Raw genomic sequence first — 14,562 nt, forward strand, 5'->3', positions numbered from 1 at the left:
TCGGGCTATAACGCATTCGCAATTAGCTCTAGAATTCTTATTTAACAAGTAAACTTTCTTTTGAAGCAGCTACTATTTTCCCCGCTTTACTATATCCATCCGCAATGGCATCGCCCATGCCATAGTTGAAGTTGTGCTGGTTTGCCCGGCCAGCAGTTACCAACCCATCAAATTGTTGTAAAAAATCAGCTATATCTGTTTTTATTTTTTGAAAGCCTAACTCCGGAATTTCATAAGCATTTCTCAGGCGAATAATCTTTGTATCCTTTACAACTATATTATCTCTGCGCGAAAAAACGGTTAAGTCTTTTTTGGCAATTTCAACAATAGCATCATCCGTCAATTGCCATACTGTTTCTTTTTCCGAAGTCCAGTATTCCAGCATTACAATATCATTTCCATCTATATTTCTAAACCGGTTAAAATTGGTGATACGTGTAGCTTTCAATTGTTTACTATACAGGTACACCGTATTATCTTCCAAAATGTAGCAATGTTCCAGCAGCAAAAAAACACAAATAAGCGAGCGGTAATTAATTCTGGCAAGACTCTCAAATATTGGTACCGGCACCTGCGGTAACAGCCGTATTAATATTGTTTCCGGAATGGTAGAAACTACATAATCGTATGCTTCCACACTGCCATCTGCCAGTTGAATACCCGTTACTTTTTTACCTTCCGTTGTAAATCCTTTGATGTTAACCGAGAAATAGAATTGTCCGTCATTTGCTTCAATCTTTTGCTGCATTGCTTCCCACAGCATACTAAAGCCTTCATCGGGATAATACGACTTTTTATAAGTGACTGTGTTCTTTTTAGTGAACATGTTTCTTAGCTTTTTCATCATACTGTTGCCCTTAAATCCTATCAGGTTTTTAAAGAAAATGGCATCTATTTCTTTGCAGGATTTACCCCATAATTTCTCCGTATATTCCTGAAAAAAAGTAGTGAAAATATAATTGCCGAATGTTCCTTTTACAAATGATTCCACATCTTCTGCATTGCTGCTTTTTCTTTTCCTATTTATAAAAGAAATTGCAGCCTTGCAACAGGCCACCAGTCCAATGCTTTTAATGATATTTATGCCATCGGGCGGATAATTGTAAAAGCTGTTATTCATGTGTATTCTTGAGAGCCTTTCATAATGATGCATTTTTACACTGTCAAAGATTTCCTGCATAAAGGCTTTCGCAGCGGGATTCATGTTTTCTCCTATAAAATGTGGCCCCAACTCGGTGCGGGCATGCCATAGCCAAACGCTTTTAGCAAGTCCACCCACTACTTTATCTTTCTCATATATGCTTACGGCTATTCCGTTTTTGCACAGTTCATGTGCCATTGCAAGACCGGCCGGACCTGCCCCTATTATTGCCACTTTCATAGTTGTACCAGGGTTTAAAAGTTTACAATGTTTTGGTTAAGTAGTTCAATGTACGTTAGTTATAGGTTTATATATTACTTATTTACCTAAATTATATTACAATTCACCTATCTTCTTTATAGATTCTTTTATTTTTTTGCAAAGTATAAAAAATGTTAATTACTTTTAACAAGCTATTCCCACACTGCTTTTTGTATAAATGTGACACCCGGTTGCTGCAGTAGTACACCCTGACTGTTTTTTGCTCTAACGATATGCAAAACCAATAGCTTAAATATGCAAATACACACTCCCGCAACACCCAAAACCGTATTAGTTACCGGCGGTGCCGGATTTATTGGTAGCCATCTGGTACGTAAGTTTCTTAAATCGGGCGGTACCGTTCATGTTTTTGATAATATGTACACCGGCAGAATGGATAACCTGCCTGAGCATCCCAACTTGTTCTTTCACGCAGGTTCCATCATGGATTTGCCTGCGCTTGAACGGCTGAAAGCGTGCAACTTTGATGTGATATTTCATCTTGCCAGTGTAGTGGGTATGCGGCTCGCTACCAAATACCAGCAATTGGTGTATGATACAGCAACCATTGGAACATTAAATGTATTGAACACATTTAAGAATGTACCCATTGTTTTATTTTCTTCTTCGGCAGTATATGGCATGGATAATAAATGTGCCGTAAAAGAATCTACACCCGTAGATTTTGAACAGTTATTGCAATACGATGGCGGCAAGCTGGGCTATGCCTGTGGTAAATACGAGATGGAACAGATAGGCAGAAGAGCCGCCCAAAACGGCAGAAAAGTATTAATTATTCGTCCGTTTAATGTTGTGGGGAAACGCCAGTTGGGAACGTATGGCATGGTGATTCCAACCTTTATCAATCAGGCTTTACAAGACAAACCCCTCACCATTTATGATGATGGTTTTCAGGTACGCTCATTCAGTTATATTCAAACGTTTGTAAGCTGTTTATGTAAATTAATGGAGCATGATGAAGTGTGGACTGCCGATAAAAATATTGTAAACATCGGCACCAATAAAGGTCATTCCATCAACGATTTGGCAGGCATTGTTTTGCAGGAAACAAAATCGCATTCGCTCGTTAAATATCATTTATACGAAGACTTTTTTCACAACCATAAAGATGTGGTGTACCGCGTGCCCGATACGGCTTATGGCGAACAGTTTTATGGCAAAGTAGAATGGCCAAGCTTACGGGAAATTGTAAAAGATATTTTGCAGAATTTTACTGTAGAAGCAGCTAAAACGGAAACTCAATTTTCTGCCTCTTAATCATTTTTATTTGGAATAATAGTGATTGCTATAAACACACTTCCATTTTTATTAACCTTTTATTAAACCCTGTTTCTTATACCAGTACTATGATGCAAACTGATTTCCTCATTTTAGGTGCCGGCGTTACCGGATTGGCAGCCGCCGTAGAGTTGGAAAAGCAAGCCATTGTGCTGGAGAAAGAAAGCACACCAGGCGGGCTTGTTCGCTCTAAATGTTTTAATGGCAACTACTGGTTTGATAATGTGCTGCACATCCTTCATTTTAAAGACAAAGTAATTCAGGAGCGCATTACGACGATGCTTGGCGAGGTATTACAACCCTGCCCGCCGGTAGCCTGGATTGAATGCAAAGAAGGGGTTGCATTATATCCATTCCAGTTAAATATCGGCGGCTTAAATGTAGCAGCCAGAAACCGCTGTATTGCCGACTATGCAAGAGTTTATTTCCATAAACATGAAAACGAAAAGGCAACTAACTATGAGGCATACTTAAAAGCTACTTTTGGTGATGCCATGTGCGAGCTGTTTTATTTTCCTTATAATGAAAAGCTGTATAAATATCCTTTACATAAGATTGCAGCCGATGAAATATTATGGAATATTCACCGCCCTTCTTTTGAAGAAATTTTACAAGGAAGCTTTCAACCCAATATGTTGCGCACCACTTACAACAGCAATGCCTTTTATCCGCGCCCACCTCAAAATGCACCGTTGAGAGGTATGGAAATGTTATCACAGGCTTTAGCTAATAACGTACACAACTTACAACTCAATACAGCGGTTACGCATATTGATTTACCAACTAAAACAGTGCATACAACACAAAATGGTATAAAAAAGAAATATGTGTTTACTGAACAATGTTTATCTACTTTGCCACTGCCGCAACTAATGAAACTGTGCAGTGATGTACCACAAAGTTTATTAAACGAAATTGACAAACTGGAATATACCAAAGTGTTTTCAATTGCGTTGTGCATTAAAGGTGAACGTCCAAAAAATCCCGGGCACTGGCGCTATTATACCGATCCTGAACTACCATTTACAAGATTGATTTTTATGACAGAATTCGACACGCACAATGCGCCGGAAGATGGCTGGGGATTGCTCGCAGAAATAACCTGGAACAGCAGAACGCCCGAGCAGGATAAGACAGCTCTTATTACAGAATTGATTGCGGCATTACACAAAATTGACTTGCTCAATGAACATACAGCAATTATCAGCACACATGTATGGACGGCAGATCCAGCCTATGTTATTTTCACTCCTGAAACACAAAAAATTGTTCAGCATTGTTTTGATTTTTTAGAAGCATATGATATAAAAAGCCTTGGGCGCTATGGCAATTGGGAGTATTCTTCTATGTATCAAAACATCAAAGCAGGCTTTAACTGGGCACAAAAAGTAACTTCAAAAGTAACGGCATGATATACGCATACCTTTTCTTTTTGGCTGCACTTTTTATGGGTGCATGCTTTACCTGGCTGGTAAGGCTTTACGCACTAAAAATGAACATTGTAAACAAGCCAAACCCTATTGTACCGCAGCATGTAAAACCCATTGCTTACCTCGGTGGTGTAGGCATTATGACGGGTGCTATCATTATGATTGTATGCAGCTATCAGTATGACATACCTTTTCATAAACTACAAAAGCCTTTTCCATCGGTAGCTCCGTTGATAGCTGGCGCCATTGGCTATCTTGCCTGGGGGGTGTACGACGATTTAAAACAATTAAAACCCTTACCTAAATTTCTGGGTCAGTTGGTGCTTGCCACGATGTGTGTAGCTTTAGGTATTCAAACTACTTTGTTTAATATAGGATGGATTGATTTCTTGTTTTCTGTATTCTGGATCGTGCTTATTGTAAATGCACTAAACTTTACTGATGTATGCGATGGATTAGTTGGCACAATTTGCGTGGTCTCTTTTTTCATCATTGGTTTTCTAAAACCTGAATTAAGGATATTTTGCTTTTTGATTGCCGGTACAACAGCAGGTTTTTTATTTTTTAATTTACCAAGAGCTTCCATTTTTTTAGGCGATGCAGGCTCGCATTTACTCGGGTTTTTGATAGCAGCTATTGGCATATTCGGCAGCCAGCATGCTACTGCGATAGATGCCGCCGCATGGCTGATGCTGATAGCCAGTGTTCCTCTTTTTGAGTTATTATTTATTACTTCGGTACGAATAAAAAAGGGGCTGCCGTGGTGGAAAGGTAGTCCCGATCATTTTTCGCTGCGGCTGCAAAAAGGCGGCTTTACCAGGATACAGATAAATATAATAGCCGGTGGAATAAGCACGCTGGTAGTGAGTATCGCCTGCTTCTTTTCTGCTTTTGAAATATGGGTAAAAGTGGTATCGCTGGTTATCATTTTCCTCATGTATGCAGTTGCATGGAAATTTTTGCTGAAGTGGGAAGTAACAAAATGAACGTCATTGCGAGAGATAGCGAAGCAATCTGTGGGTTATAGTAAAACAGAATAAATCTTTAGTAATTGATTGTAAAATCTACAAAGTTCAAAATAAGCCATCTATATTGATTTACAGCTACCCACAGATTGCTTCGCTATCGCTCGCAATGATGAAGTCCTTTGAATAACAATAGTAAATACGTTTACCAAAATAATTTAATTACTCTCCAGTTAATTTAAAATGATCATGTACAAGTACTAACAAAAATTAATTATAAACTATGCAACTATGCTTTACCGTAGATTGGGAAGATTGGTATCATGGGTTAGGTATGCCGGTAACTGAATGGAAACATCTCGAAAGACGCATTAAAATCGGGCATTACAAACTGCTGGAATTTCTTGCTAAACATAATGTAAAAGCTACTTATTTTTTGCTCGGTATGACAATGGAGGAATTTCCGGAACTGGTGGCAGAAATAAAAAACGAAGGACATGAGCTGGCTTGCCACACCTATTCACATCCATTTCTTGCACATATTACGCCCGAAATGTTCAGGGCAGAAATACAACAATGTAAAACGCTTATTAATCAATTGGGTGAAAGCTATCAAGGCTTTCGTGCGCCTTATTTTTCTATAAACCAGAACAATATCCGGGTGCTGGATATTTTAAAAGAAGAAGGATTTGTATATGATTCCAGCATTTTTCCGGGCAATACATTTCGTGCGGGTATTACCGGCTTCAATAAAGAAATACACAAGCTACCGAGTGGTTTAATAGAATTTCCCATCAGCAATTTTCCGGTGGCAGGACTGCAATTTGGTGTTGGCGGTGCGTATTTCAGAACGCTTCCTTATTATTATTTCAAACAGCGGCTGCAACGTTTATTGCAACATCGTCCTGCACTTTTTTATTTCCATCCGTGGGAGTTTGATGCAAAACAACCATACATCAAAGGACTGGCACATCGTGCGGTACACACGCATTATCATAACCTCCACAAAACAGAAGAAAAGCTGGAAAGGTTATTTAATGATTTTCAATTTGTGCCTTTATCAGCCATACTATACAAAGCAAAAGAGCAACATTATACCGTCACATCAACCGAAAAAGCAACTTATAATTCAGCATAAATTTGCTCTAATTGCCGGATGTTTTTGCTAATATTATGCTTTGCCATTACATACTGTTTTCCCTTATCTCCAATACATTTCGCGCGTTCTTTATCTTTTATTAACGCAGCAATGATTGCTGAATATTCCTCCTTCGTAAGGCAGGCAAAACCATTTTCATTATTATTAATTACATCATTATTGCCATCTGTTTTACTTACAATACAGGGCACGCCTTCCAGCATTGCTTCAAGCAACGCATAAGACAAGCCTTCATATAACGATGGCAGCAAAAAGAGGTCTATTTGCCGCAAAAAATTGAGCGCTAAAACAGCATCACCTTTGTTGATGAGATGCACCTTATCTTTTATACCATATTGCTTTATTCTATCGTCCAGTTTTGCACGTAAATGGTCGTGAAAGCCGGCGCCTAAAAAATAAAAATGTGCATCGGGAAACTGTTGTATCGTATCAAAAGCAATATCTGCAAAAAGCAACGGATTTTTTTGATAGGTGATTCTGCCAATGGTGCCAATTTTAATATTGCCCTGCAACAAGCCCAGCGTATCAGGTACTTGTGGCGGAGCAGATGGAATAAACAAAGAGTTGGGTATAATAAAAATATCTTCGGCTTTAATGCCAACGGCATAGATAAAACGGTTGGCTTCTGTATGCGAAATACAAAGCAGTTTATAGGTAAATTTTTTCCCTATTAATTCAAGCAGAAAAAAGAGCCACCGCTTAAAGCCGGTAAACGAAAGATAAGAGCCGCCATGCGGCGTAAAGAGCGATTTACAACCTTTTGTTTTTGCAGCAATACGCCCTATAAAGCCTGCTTTGGAACTATGCAGGTGTACCAGTTTCGGCTTTTCTTTTCCAATCAATTTTCGCAAATGGAAAATAGACAATATATCGGTAAAAGGATTGAAACCGCGCGACATGCGAACGCGATAATGCTTTATACCTTTCTCTTTGCAAAATTGCTCAATGGAAGGCTCGGAGGATGCAAGCACAATCTCAAATTTATTGCTGTCAATATGCTGAATTACCTGGCGAATGTACGTTTCCACACCTCCAACCGATTGGGTGATATGCATTACTTTTATTCTTTCCATGTAATTCTACATTTTGGTTTTAAAGGGTTTATTGATGTAAGTATTAATCTACAAGCAATGAATAAAAATACGTAAGAAAGAAGAATAGCAATGAGAAAGAACTAAACAATTTGATTACTTGTGAGCAAGACGAAATCAGCATTATTCCATCTTGTTCACCGGCCTTTTCTTTTGCCCCAGATACAAACCAATAATCACAAATAAAGTACCTACAACCGTATATACGGTAATTGGCTCATTTAATAAAATAGCGGCATATACAAAACCAAATACAGGGCACAAAAACAGCCACAACGAAGCCCTTACTGCATCTACTTTTAAAAGATACAACCAAAGCTGAACCGATATAATGGATACAGGAATAACGAGCCAGCCTTCGGCTCCCCAAAATTTACTGTCAAAATAGTTGATGGTGTTGGGGTGATGCATTAATAAAGAGAAAGGCAGCAGCAATATGCCGCCAATAAATACCTGCCAGCCATTTATAACTATCGAAGGCAATTGCCACTTTGTTTCGGCAAAATAAATAACACCGGCAGAGTAACATAACATACTCAATAGCATTAAAATCAAACCCTGTACGGTAGCAGTGCTGTTTTGCAGCAGCGGATATGTAGCAATGATAACGCCTGCCATACCCAAGGCAATACTTAGCCATTGCACTGCTTTCACTCTTCTGCCCGTCCACACAGCGGTAAGTACACTAATCATCAATGGATTGGTAGCAGGCGCCAGACTGCCAATACCTGCCGACACTTGTTTGAGTGCAATAATATACAAGCCCAAATACAGCGTGGTATTTAACGACCCAAAAATAACAAGCTGTTTCCAGTCCCCTCTCTTCGGCAGTTTTTTTCTGGCAAACAGGTACGCATATACCAGCATGATTGTACCTGCCAGCAAGAAGCGCACATTGAACAACAGCAACGGCTCTACAGATTGAATGCCTATTTTTCCGGCAACAGAAGCGGATGCCCAGAGCATGGAAAAAAGCAGTCCGGTAATAATAAACGGAGTAGTGCTGTGTAATGGGGATGATTTCATGCAGGTATTATATTCAAGTAAAGCACATATATGCACTTTATTGGCTTAAGGCTGCGAAATTAATAGTAGCAGAGATTGCACAACAATTAGTTCTTGTAGTGTTTGTGTAAAAAATGAAATTTTTACATTTTCGTCCTTTACATAAACTATAAACATTTAATAGCTAAAAGGTTATATAAGCTGCTCTACTCTTGATAACTTTTTAATATATTTGTAGCCATAAAGCGCCACATAAAGAAATGAAGAGCCAATTACACAAGAGAATTGTTTATAAACCAATATATCAGGATAAGACATTTTTTAGTAGTCTCGAAACACAGCCTGCCTATTTAAATTCTTCTGAAATTATAAACATGAAGGCACAATTAAGTAAGTTGCCTGCGATGTATAAAAACAAATAATGTTTGACTGGAATGCTGCTTAACTACCAAAACATATTAAAAAACTGCTGTATATCCATATCATGAACAACAGCACTAAGGCAAGCGGCAAATACGTATAAAATAGTATATACCTACATCTTGCATTACATTTCAACTAAACCAAAACAGTAAACCGTATTCAATTTTAAAAAATAAACCCATATGCACTTACAAAAAAACAACCTGGATGCCTGTAAAAAAAAACGGAATAACCTGTTGCTTACATTGAGACACTTACTTCTGTTGACATGTTTTTGCCTTCTAACCGCGCTGGCGCATGCCCAGCCACCAATGCGGCATAAGCCAGTATCGTTAGACCCCCTGAAAGACAAAATAGAATACCAGCATTTTACCATACGCCTGATACCCACTATTGACGGTTATTACGGATTTGACATTCTGCGCGGAGAGAAACTGGTGCTGCACCAAACCGAAAACCCATTGCCAAATATCAGATTGATTGAAAAAGCAGATGCTTACCTGGCAGCCAAATGGCTGATAAATGAATACCAGAAATCAGGTCATTTTCCGCGTGTATTTCCTCCAGGTTTTGAAAGGCAGTTTCATTCTTCATCACACTAAACCCATTAAACCATAGCTAATGAAAAAAATATTACTCGCACTTAGTTGTATTGCTTGTTTTTTTACGCTCCATGCACAGGTGTTGTACGGTACCGCCTCCGACGGAGGTACCAATGGTAAAGGCACTATTAATACATTTAATACGAATGCAGGCATCCTCAACGCCATATTTACTTTCGACTCGCCCGACGGCGCGCATCCTCAATTTTCTGGTTTGATAAAAGCCAATGATGGTAAGCTATACGGCATGACGCGGTATGGTGGCAGCAACAATTATGGTGTATTGTTTTCTTACGAACCCACAAGCTCAAAATATACGCTGCTGAAGGACTTTGATGTTAGCAGTGGCACCTACCCTTACGGCAGTTTGATGCAGGCTAAAGATGGCAAGCTGTATGGTATGACTACCTATGGTGGGAATAATAATGCCGGTGTTATTTTTTCGTTCGATCCTGTTAGTGCTGTTTATACAAAATTGAAGGATTTGGATATAGCTAATGGTGCCTGGCCTTACGGACATCTGATACAGGCAACCGACGGCAAGCTGTATGGGTTGACCAGCTATGGCGGCAACCGCAATACGGGCGTTATTTTCTCTTTCAATCCTTCCAGTTTAGTTTATACCAAGCTAAAGGATTTGGATGGTGGCAATGGCGGTAGTCCTTACGGAAGCCTTATGCAGGCAGCCGACGGCAAGCTGTACGGCATGACAGCTTACGGTGGCAGTAAGGGGGAAGGCGTTATTTTCTCTTATGATCTTACCACTGCAACTTATAGCAGGCAAATAGATTTTGATGGCTCCAACGGCGCATACCCTTACGGTCATCTAATCCAAACCGCCGATGGCAAACTGTATGGTATGACTAATGCGGGTGGATACTTTAATGATGGCGTTATCTTTTCTTTTAACCCTTCTACGTTCACTTATACCAAACTGAAAGATTTTGATATTGCAAGTGGCGGCAATCCCTATGACGGTTTAATGCAGGCAGCCGACGGCAAACTGTACGGTACCACCAGTGATGGTGGCAGCAATAATAGCGGCGTTATTTTCTCTTTTAACCCGGTTACTGCCGCTTATGTGAAACTGAAAGATTTGGATGATGCTAATGGCAGCAGCCCCCAAAGTAATTTGGTACAAACGACCGATGGCAAGCTGTATAGTATGACTACCAATGGTGGAAGCGGCGGCAGTGGTGTTATTTTCGCTTTTGATCCCAGCCAGTTAAGCTATACTAAAGTAAAGGATTTTGGTTCCAATACGGTGGGGAGCAATGTACTGGCAGGCTTGATACAAAGTGCCGGAAAGCTGTATGGCATGACGAATACCGGAGGAAACAAGGGTGCCGGTGTAATCTATTCTTTTAACCCTGCTACTTCTATGTACACCAATCTCTATTCATTTGACGGCGCCAATGGCAGCAATCCTTACGGCAGTTTGATGCAGGCTAAAGATGGCAAGCTGTATGGTATGACCTATTCGGGTGGCAGCAAGGGATATGGTGTAATCTTTTTGTTTGATACCGCTACTTCCTTGTACACCAAAGTATATGATTTTGACTACAGCAAAGGCGGCAATCCAACCGGCAGTTTAATACAAGCTACGAATGGAAAGCTGTACGGTATGACCTACTACGGTGGAAATAATGGAGCCGGCGTTGTATTTTCTTTTGACCCGGTTACTTTGGTATATACAAAACTGGTAGATTTTAATGGAACCAACGGCGCATATCCTTACGGCAGCCTGATGCAGGCTACTGATAACAAACTGTATGGCCTGACCTACTCAGGCGGCAGCAAAGGCTTCGGTGTTATTTTTTCGTTTGATCCTGCAACTTCAATATATACCAAACAAAGAGACTTTGCAGGCACCAATGGCAGCAACCCAACAGGCAACCTGTTACAGGCTGCAGATGGTAAGTTGTACGGCATGACCAGCTTTGGCGGCAGCAGTGATAAAGGCGTTATTTTTTCGTTTATTCCTACTACTTTAACATTTGCCAGGCGCAAAGACTTTGATGGTATTAGTGGCGGCAACCCACACGGCAGCCTTATGCAGGCGGCTGATGGCAAACTGTATGGTGTAACCAATGCAGGCGGTAATAATAATGCTGGTGTTATTTTTTCATTTGCACCTGCAAAATCTACCTATACAAAATTGCAGGACTTTGATGGCACAAACGGAAGCGCTCCACAATACGTTACTTTAACCGAAGCAACCTGCGCAGGTACTACATTTTACCGGGATGCAGATAGTGATGGTTATGGCGATATAAACAACAGTACGGTAGCTTGCGTCCAACCTGCGGGCTATGTAGCAGATAGCACCGACTGCAACGACAGTGATGCCAATGCAAATAAAGCTATAACCTGGTATATTGATGCGGATGCAGATGGCTACTCAGGAGACAGCACCATGCAATGCAGCCGCCCTGCTAATGGATTTTTGCTTGCAGAACTAACCGGCGGCACCGGCGACTGTGATGATAGTAATACAGGCATTCATCCTGATGCCACCGAAATACCTGGTGATAGTATTGACCAGGATTGTGACGGATTTGACCTGAAGACCTGGTATGCCGACGCGGACGGCGATAGCTATGGCAATGCTAATACAGTAACTACTGCCAACGAACAACCAACCGGCTATGTTGCAAACAGCACTGATTGTAACGATGGGGATGGTACCATTTATCCCGGCGCACCCGAATTATGCGATGGAAAAGATAACAATTGCGATGGCACTGTTGATGAAGGCTGTGCAGTACCGAAGTTAAGAATTAATGATGTATCGCTAACAGAAGGCAACAGCGGTATGCAGAAGATGACTTTTTCAGTTACGCTTTCGGTTACTTCAGCACAAACGGTAACGGTGAGTTACAGAACAAGAAATGGAACAGCAACTGCACCTGATGATTACGAAGCACAATCAGGCATGCTCACCTTTGAGCCGGGTGTAAAGAAGCAAACCATTTCTATTATCATCAACGGCGATGCGATTGTAGAAGGTGATGAAACCTTCAATGTGCGTTTGGGCAATCCTGTAAATGCAACTATTAGCAGAGCATTGGGCACTGGCACTATTCTCGATGATGAAACTTCTTCTACTTCACCTGTAGGGCGTAATAATGGCGGTAGCACTTACGTGGTAAGTATATCTCCAAACCCCGCCAATAATGTTCTCAACGTGAAGTTGGATAGCTTTAGAGGAAAGGTTATTCTGCAACTAACAAACCTGCAAGGTAAAGTGCTTAAAGAAGCTAAACTGCAAACAATGGGTAATGAGTGGCATGCCCAGCAACGCTTTAATGTATCAGACATGGCAAGCGGCACTTACCTTATAGTGGTGCTGGATGAAGAGGGTAATAAGCAAACAAAGAAAGTAGTAATAGCTCACCGGTAATACAGGTAAATTATTTAATAAAAAAACCAAAGGCTACTTCTTATTGAAGTAGCCTTTGGTACTATTACAATATACACATAAAAGTACGGTATTTTAAATGAAGGAATCTCCTGAACAACCCGCTGAGAATACCGAACTATTTATTTCCGTCCAATCCGGTACAACCTGCCACCGTCGGTTACTGCATACAAGGCGCCATCCTTACCTTCCGTAACTGCTCTAAACCGCTGTCCTTCATTGGCTAATAATCTTTCCTCACCTACAACTCTGTTATTATCAATCACCAGCCGTACAATGTGAGTACCACTTAGCGCACCAATAAATAAGTTATTTTTCCACTCCGGTATGCTATCGCCACTATAAAACGTCATTCCGCTGGGCGAAACAACAGGGTCCCAATAATATACCGGCTGCTCCATTCCTTCGTGCTGCGTAATACCATCCCCTACTTTTTTACCGCTGTATTCAATTCCGTAAGTGATGGTTGCCCAGCCATAATTTTTTCCAGGCTCTATCCTGTTTACCTCATCTCCACCCCGGGGTCCAAATTCGGCCTCCCAAAGGTCGCCCGTTGCAGGATGAATGGCAAGGCTCTGCACATTGCGGTGTCCATAAGAGTACAACTCAGGGCGTGCATCATTTCTGTTTAGGAAAGGATTACCAGCCGCCGGCTTACCGTCCGTCGTTATACGGATTACTTTACCTAAAGCCGAGTTCAACAATTGCGCCTGTGGCCTTGTTTGTAAGTCGGAGCGTTCGCCAGTACTAATGAACAGGTTGCCTTTGCCATCAAAAAGAATTCTTCCACCGTAGTGTAAAGTACCATTATAAGCCGGTGTTGCTCTATAAATAACAGTAGCATTTTCAATCTGTTTTTCATTAGCAGCTAATTTTCCTTTAGCTATAGCAGTCAGGTTGCCTTCTGGTGTCTTTTCCGAAAAAGCCCAGTACACCATCCGGTTACTCTCAAATTGCGGATCAATAGTAACGCCCAGCAACCCACCTTGTCCGGCATTAACAACGGGTGGCAAACCAGTAATCGGTTCGCTCAGCTCGCCGGTATTTGTTGCAATCCGCATAGTACCTTCTTTTTGCGTTATCAGAAACCTGCCATCCGGGAGCTGTGTAATTCCCCACGGGCTGTTTAGCTTATCCGTAAGCACTTTTCCTTCATAAGGTGTAGTTGTTTTAACACCGGGAGCACGGGTTTGTCCTTTAAAAGCAGGCTTGTAGCTGGAATTGGGTGCTTTTGTTTCTACCGGCGGGTTATTAGAAGCCGTATCTACCGGATTATTATCAGCCGTTTTATTACCGGCTGTTTTGTTGCCACAGGCAAATATCAATAAGGGAGCAATTAAAAGGAAAAATAGTTTATACATGTTAATTTGTCTTTTGATGAAATGATTGATTAATAATCAACAGATAATGTACCATTATTTAAAATTTATATGACCGTTTATAAAATAGAAAATATAGAATGGCAACCCGCTAATCTGTCACATGTTTTTTGCTTCTTATTCCCGTATAAAAGCGCTCTGGGAAAGAGAGGAACATACGGTTACAAAAAGCAGCATAAAAATTGGGTTGTAATAGCCTGCTATTATTTATTTAAACTAAGTATTTTAAATATGTACCATTTTTACGAACTTATGATTTAGCACAAATGGTGGTGTCTGTTGCAACTGCATATTTCTCCAACCAGCAGTTGTAATCCTTCAGGATAATAGGCATTCTTAAACGGTTAAAAGTCTATTGTATTAAGAATTAAACGATTTGTTAATAT

10 protein-coding genes are annotated in these 14,562 nt (G+C 40.6%); 6 read left to right on the forward strand and 4 right to left on the reverse strand.

The annotated features are described in order from the left end of the window. Window positions 1-37 precede the first annotated feature (37 nt). Window positions 38-1,381 carry an FAD-dependent oxidoreductase gene (locus FC093_RS14350; RefSeq protein ID WP_137262483.1) on the reverse strand — a complete coding sequence of 448 codons (1,344 nt, stop codon included), beginning with the start codon at window positions 1,379-1,381 and terminating at the stop codon, window positions 38-40. Between the two features lie 276 nt (window positions 1,382-1,657). On the opposite strand from FC093_RS14350, the gene FC093_RS14355 reads away from it, so the two are divergent. From FC093_RS14355 to FC093_RS14370, 4 genes are all read left to right on the forward strand, one after another. Next, complete coding sequence (locus tag FC093_RS14355) at window positions 1,658-2,680, forward strand: NAD-dependent epimerase/dehydratase family protein (RefSeq protein ID WP_137262484.1); 1,023 nt, start codon at window positions 1,658-1,660, stop codon at window positions 2,678-2,680. A gap of 89 nt (window positions 2,681-2,769) precedes the next feature. Continuing rightward, window positions 2,770-4,113: a protoporphyrinogen/coproporphyrinogen oxidase gene (locus FC093_RS14360; RefSeq protein WP_137262485.1), complete on the forward strand. Its 1,344-nt coding sequence runs from the start codon at window positions 2,770-2,772 to the stop codon at window positions 4,111-4,113. Next, the gene (locus FC093_RS14365) at window positions 4,110-5,117 is read left to right on the forward strand and encodes a glycosyltransferase family 4 protein (RefSeq protein WP_137262486.1); all 1,008 of its coding nucleotides are present in this window, start codon (window positions 4,110-4,112) and stop codon (window positions 5,115-5,117) included. The genes FC093_RS14360 and FC093_RS14365 overlap by 4 nt, the downstream gene beginning before the upstream one ends. A gap of 262 nt (window positions 5,118-5,379) precedes the next feature. Next, window positions 5,380-6,234, forward strand: a complete 855-nt coding sequence (locus FC093_RS14370; RefSeq protein ID WP_137262487.1) for a DUF3473 domain-containing protein — start codon at window positions 5,380-5,382, stop codon at window positions 6,232-6,234. Here FC093_RS14370 and FC093_RS14375 read toward each other — a convergent pair. Together FC093_RS14375 and FC093_RS14380 are read right to left on the reverse strand one after the other, a co-directional pair. Beyond that, a complete protein-coding gene (locus FC093_RS14375; protein WP_137262488.1) occupies window positions 6,219-7,328 on the reverse strand; it encodes a glycosyltransferase in 1,110 nt (369 codons plus the stop codon). The two genes, FC093_RS14370 and FC093_RS14375, sit on opposite strands and share 16 nt — an antisense overlap. A 141-nt stretch (window positions 7,329-7,469) precedes the next feature. Continuing rightward, window positions 7,470-8,372, reverse strand: a complete 903-nt coding sequence (locus FC093_RS14380) for a DMT family transporter (protein WP_137262489.1) — start codon at window positions 8,370-8,372, stop codon at window positions 7,470-7,472. Between the two features lie 713 nt (window positions 8,373-9,085). Between FC093_RS14380 and FC093_RS14385 the strand changes: the two genes are divergently transcribed. Then, window positions 9,086-9,376, forward strand: coding sequence for a hypothetical protein (locus FC093_RS14385; protein WP_137262490.1), 291 nt, complete (start codon window positions 9,086-9,088; stop codon window positions 9,374-9,376). A gap of 19 nt (window positions 9,377-9,395) precedes the next feature. Continuing rightward, window positions 9,396-12,779 carry a choice-of-anchor tandem repeat GloVer-containing protein gene (locus FC093_RS14390; RefSeq protein ID WP_137262491.1) on the forward strand — a complete coding sequence of 1,128 codons (3,384 nt, stop codon included), beginning with the start codon at window positions 9,396-9,398 and terminating at the stop codon, window positions 12,777-12,779. A gap of 140 nt (window positions 12,780-12,919) precedes the next feature. On the opposite strand, the gene FC093_RS14395 is transcribed toward FC093_RS14390, so the two are convergent. Beyond that, window positions 12,920-14,158 carry a PQQ-dependent sugar dehydrogenase gene (locus FC093_RS14395; RefSeq protein ID WP_137262492.1) on the reverse strand — a complete coding sequence of 413 codons (1,239 nt, stop codon included), beginning with the start codon at window positions 14,156-14,158 and terminating at the stop codon, window positions 12,920-12,922. Window positions 14,159-14,562 lie beyond the last annotated feature (404 nt).

The organism is Ilyomonas limi (genome assembly GCF_005233845.1).
Classification (GTDB): Bacteria; Bacteroidota; Bacteroidia; order Chitinophagales; family Chitinophagaceae; genus Ilyomonas; species Ilyomonas limi.

What these genes read in the sequence shown, in the direction of transcription:
- FC093_RS14370 (WP_137262487.1), top strand. Translation starts at nt 5,380, where the DNA reads ATGCAACTATGCTTTACCGTAGATTGGGAAGATTGGTATCATGGGTTA.
- FC093_RS14360 (WP_137262485.1), top strand. Translation starts at nt 2,770, where the DNA reads ATGATGCAAACTGATTTCCTCATTTTAGGTGCCGGCGTTACCGGATTG.
- FC093_RS14390 (WP_137262491.1), top strand. Translation starts at nt 9,396, where the DNA reads ATGAAAAAAATATTACTCGCACTTAGTTGTATTGCTTGTTTTTTTACG.
- FC093_RS14365 (WP_137262486.1), top strand. Translation starts at nt 4,110, where the DNA reads ATGATATACGCATACCTTTTCTTTTTGGCTGCACTTTTTATGGGTGCA.
- FC093_RS14355 (WP_137262484.1), top strand. Translation starts at nt 1,658, where the DNA reads ATGCAAATACACACTCCCGCAACACCCAAAACCGTATTAGTTACCGGC.
- FC093_RS14385 (WP_137262490.1), top strand. Translation starts at nt 9,086, where the DNA reads ATGCGGCATAAGCCAGTATCGTTAGACCCCCTGAAAGACAAAATAGAA.
- FC093_RS14375 (WP_137262488.1), bottom strand. Translation starts at nt 7,328, where the DNA reads ATGGAAAGAATAAAAGTAATGCATATCACCCAATCGGTTGGAGGTGTG.
- FC093_RS14395 (WP_137262492.1), bottom strand. Translation starts at nt 14,158, where the DNA reads ATGTATAAACTATTTTTCCTTTTAATTGCTCCCTTATTGATATTTGCC.
- FC093_RS14350 (WP_137262483.1), bottom strand. Translation starts at nt 1,381, where the DNA reads ATGAAAGTGGCAATAATAGGGGCAGGTCCGGCCGGTCTTGCAATGGCA.
- FC093_RS14380 (WP_137262489.1), bottom strand. Translation starts at nt 8,372, where the DNA reads ATGAAATCATCCCCATTACACAGCACTACTCCGTTTATTATTACCGGA.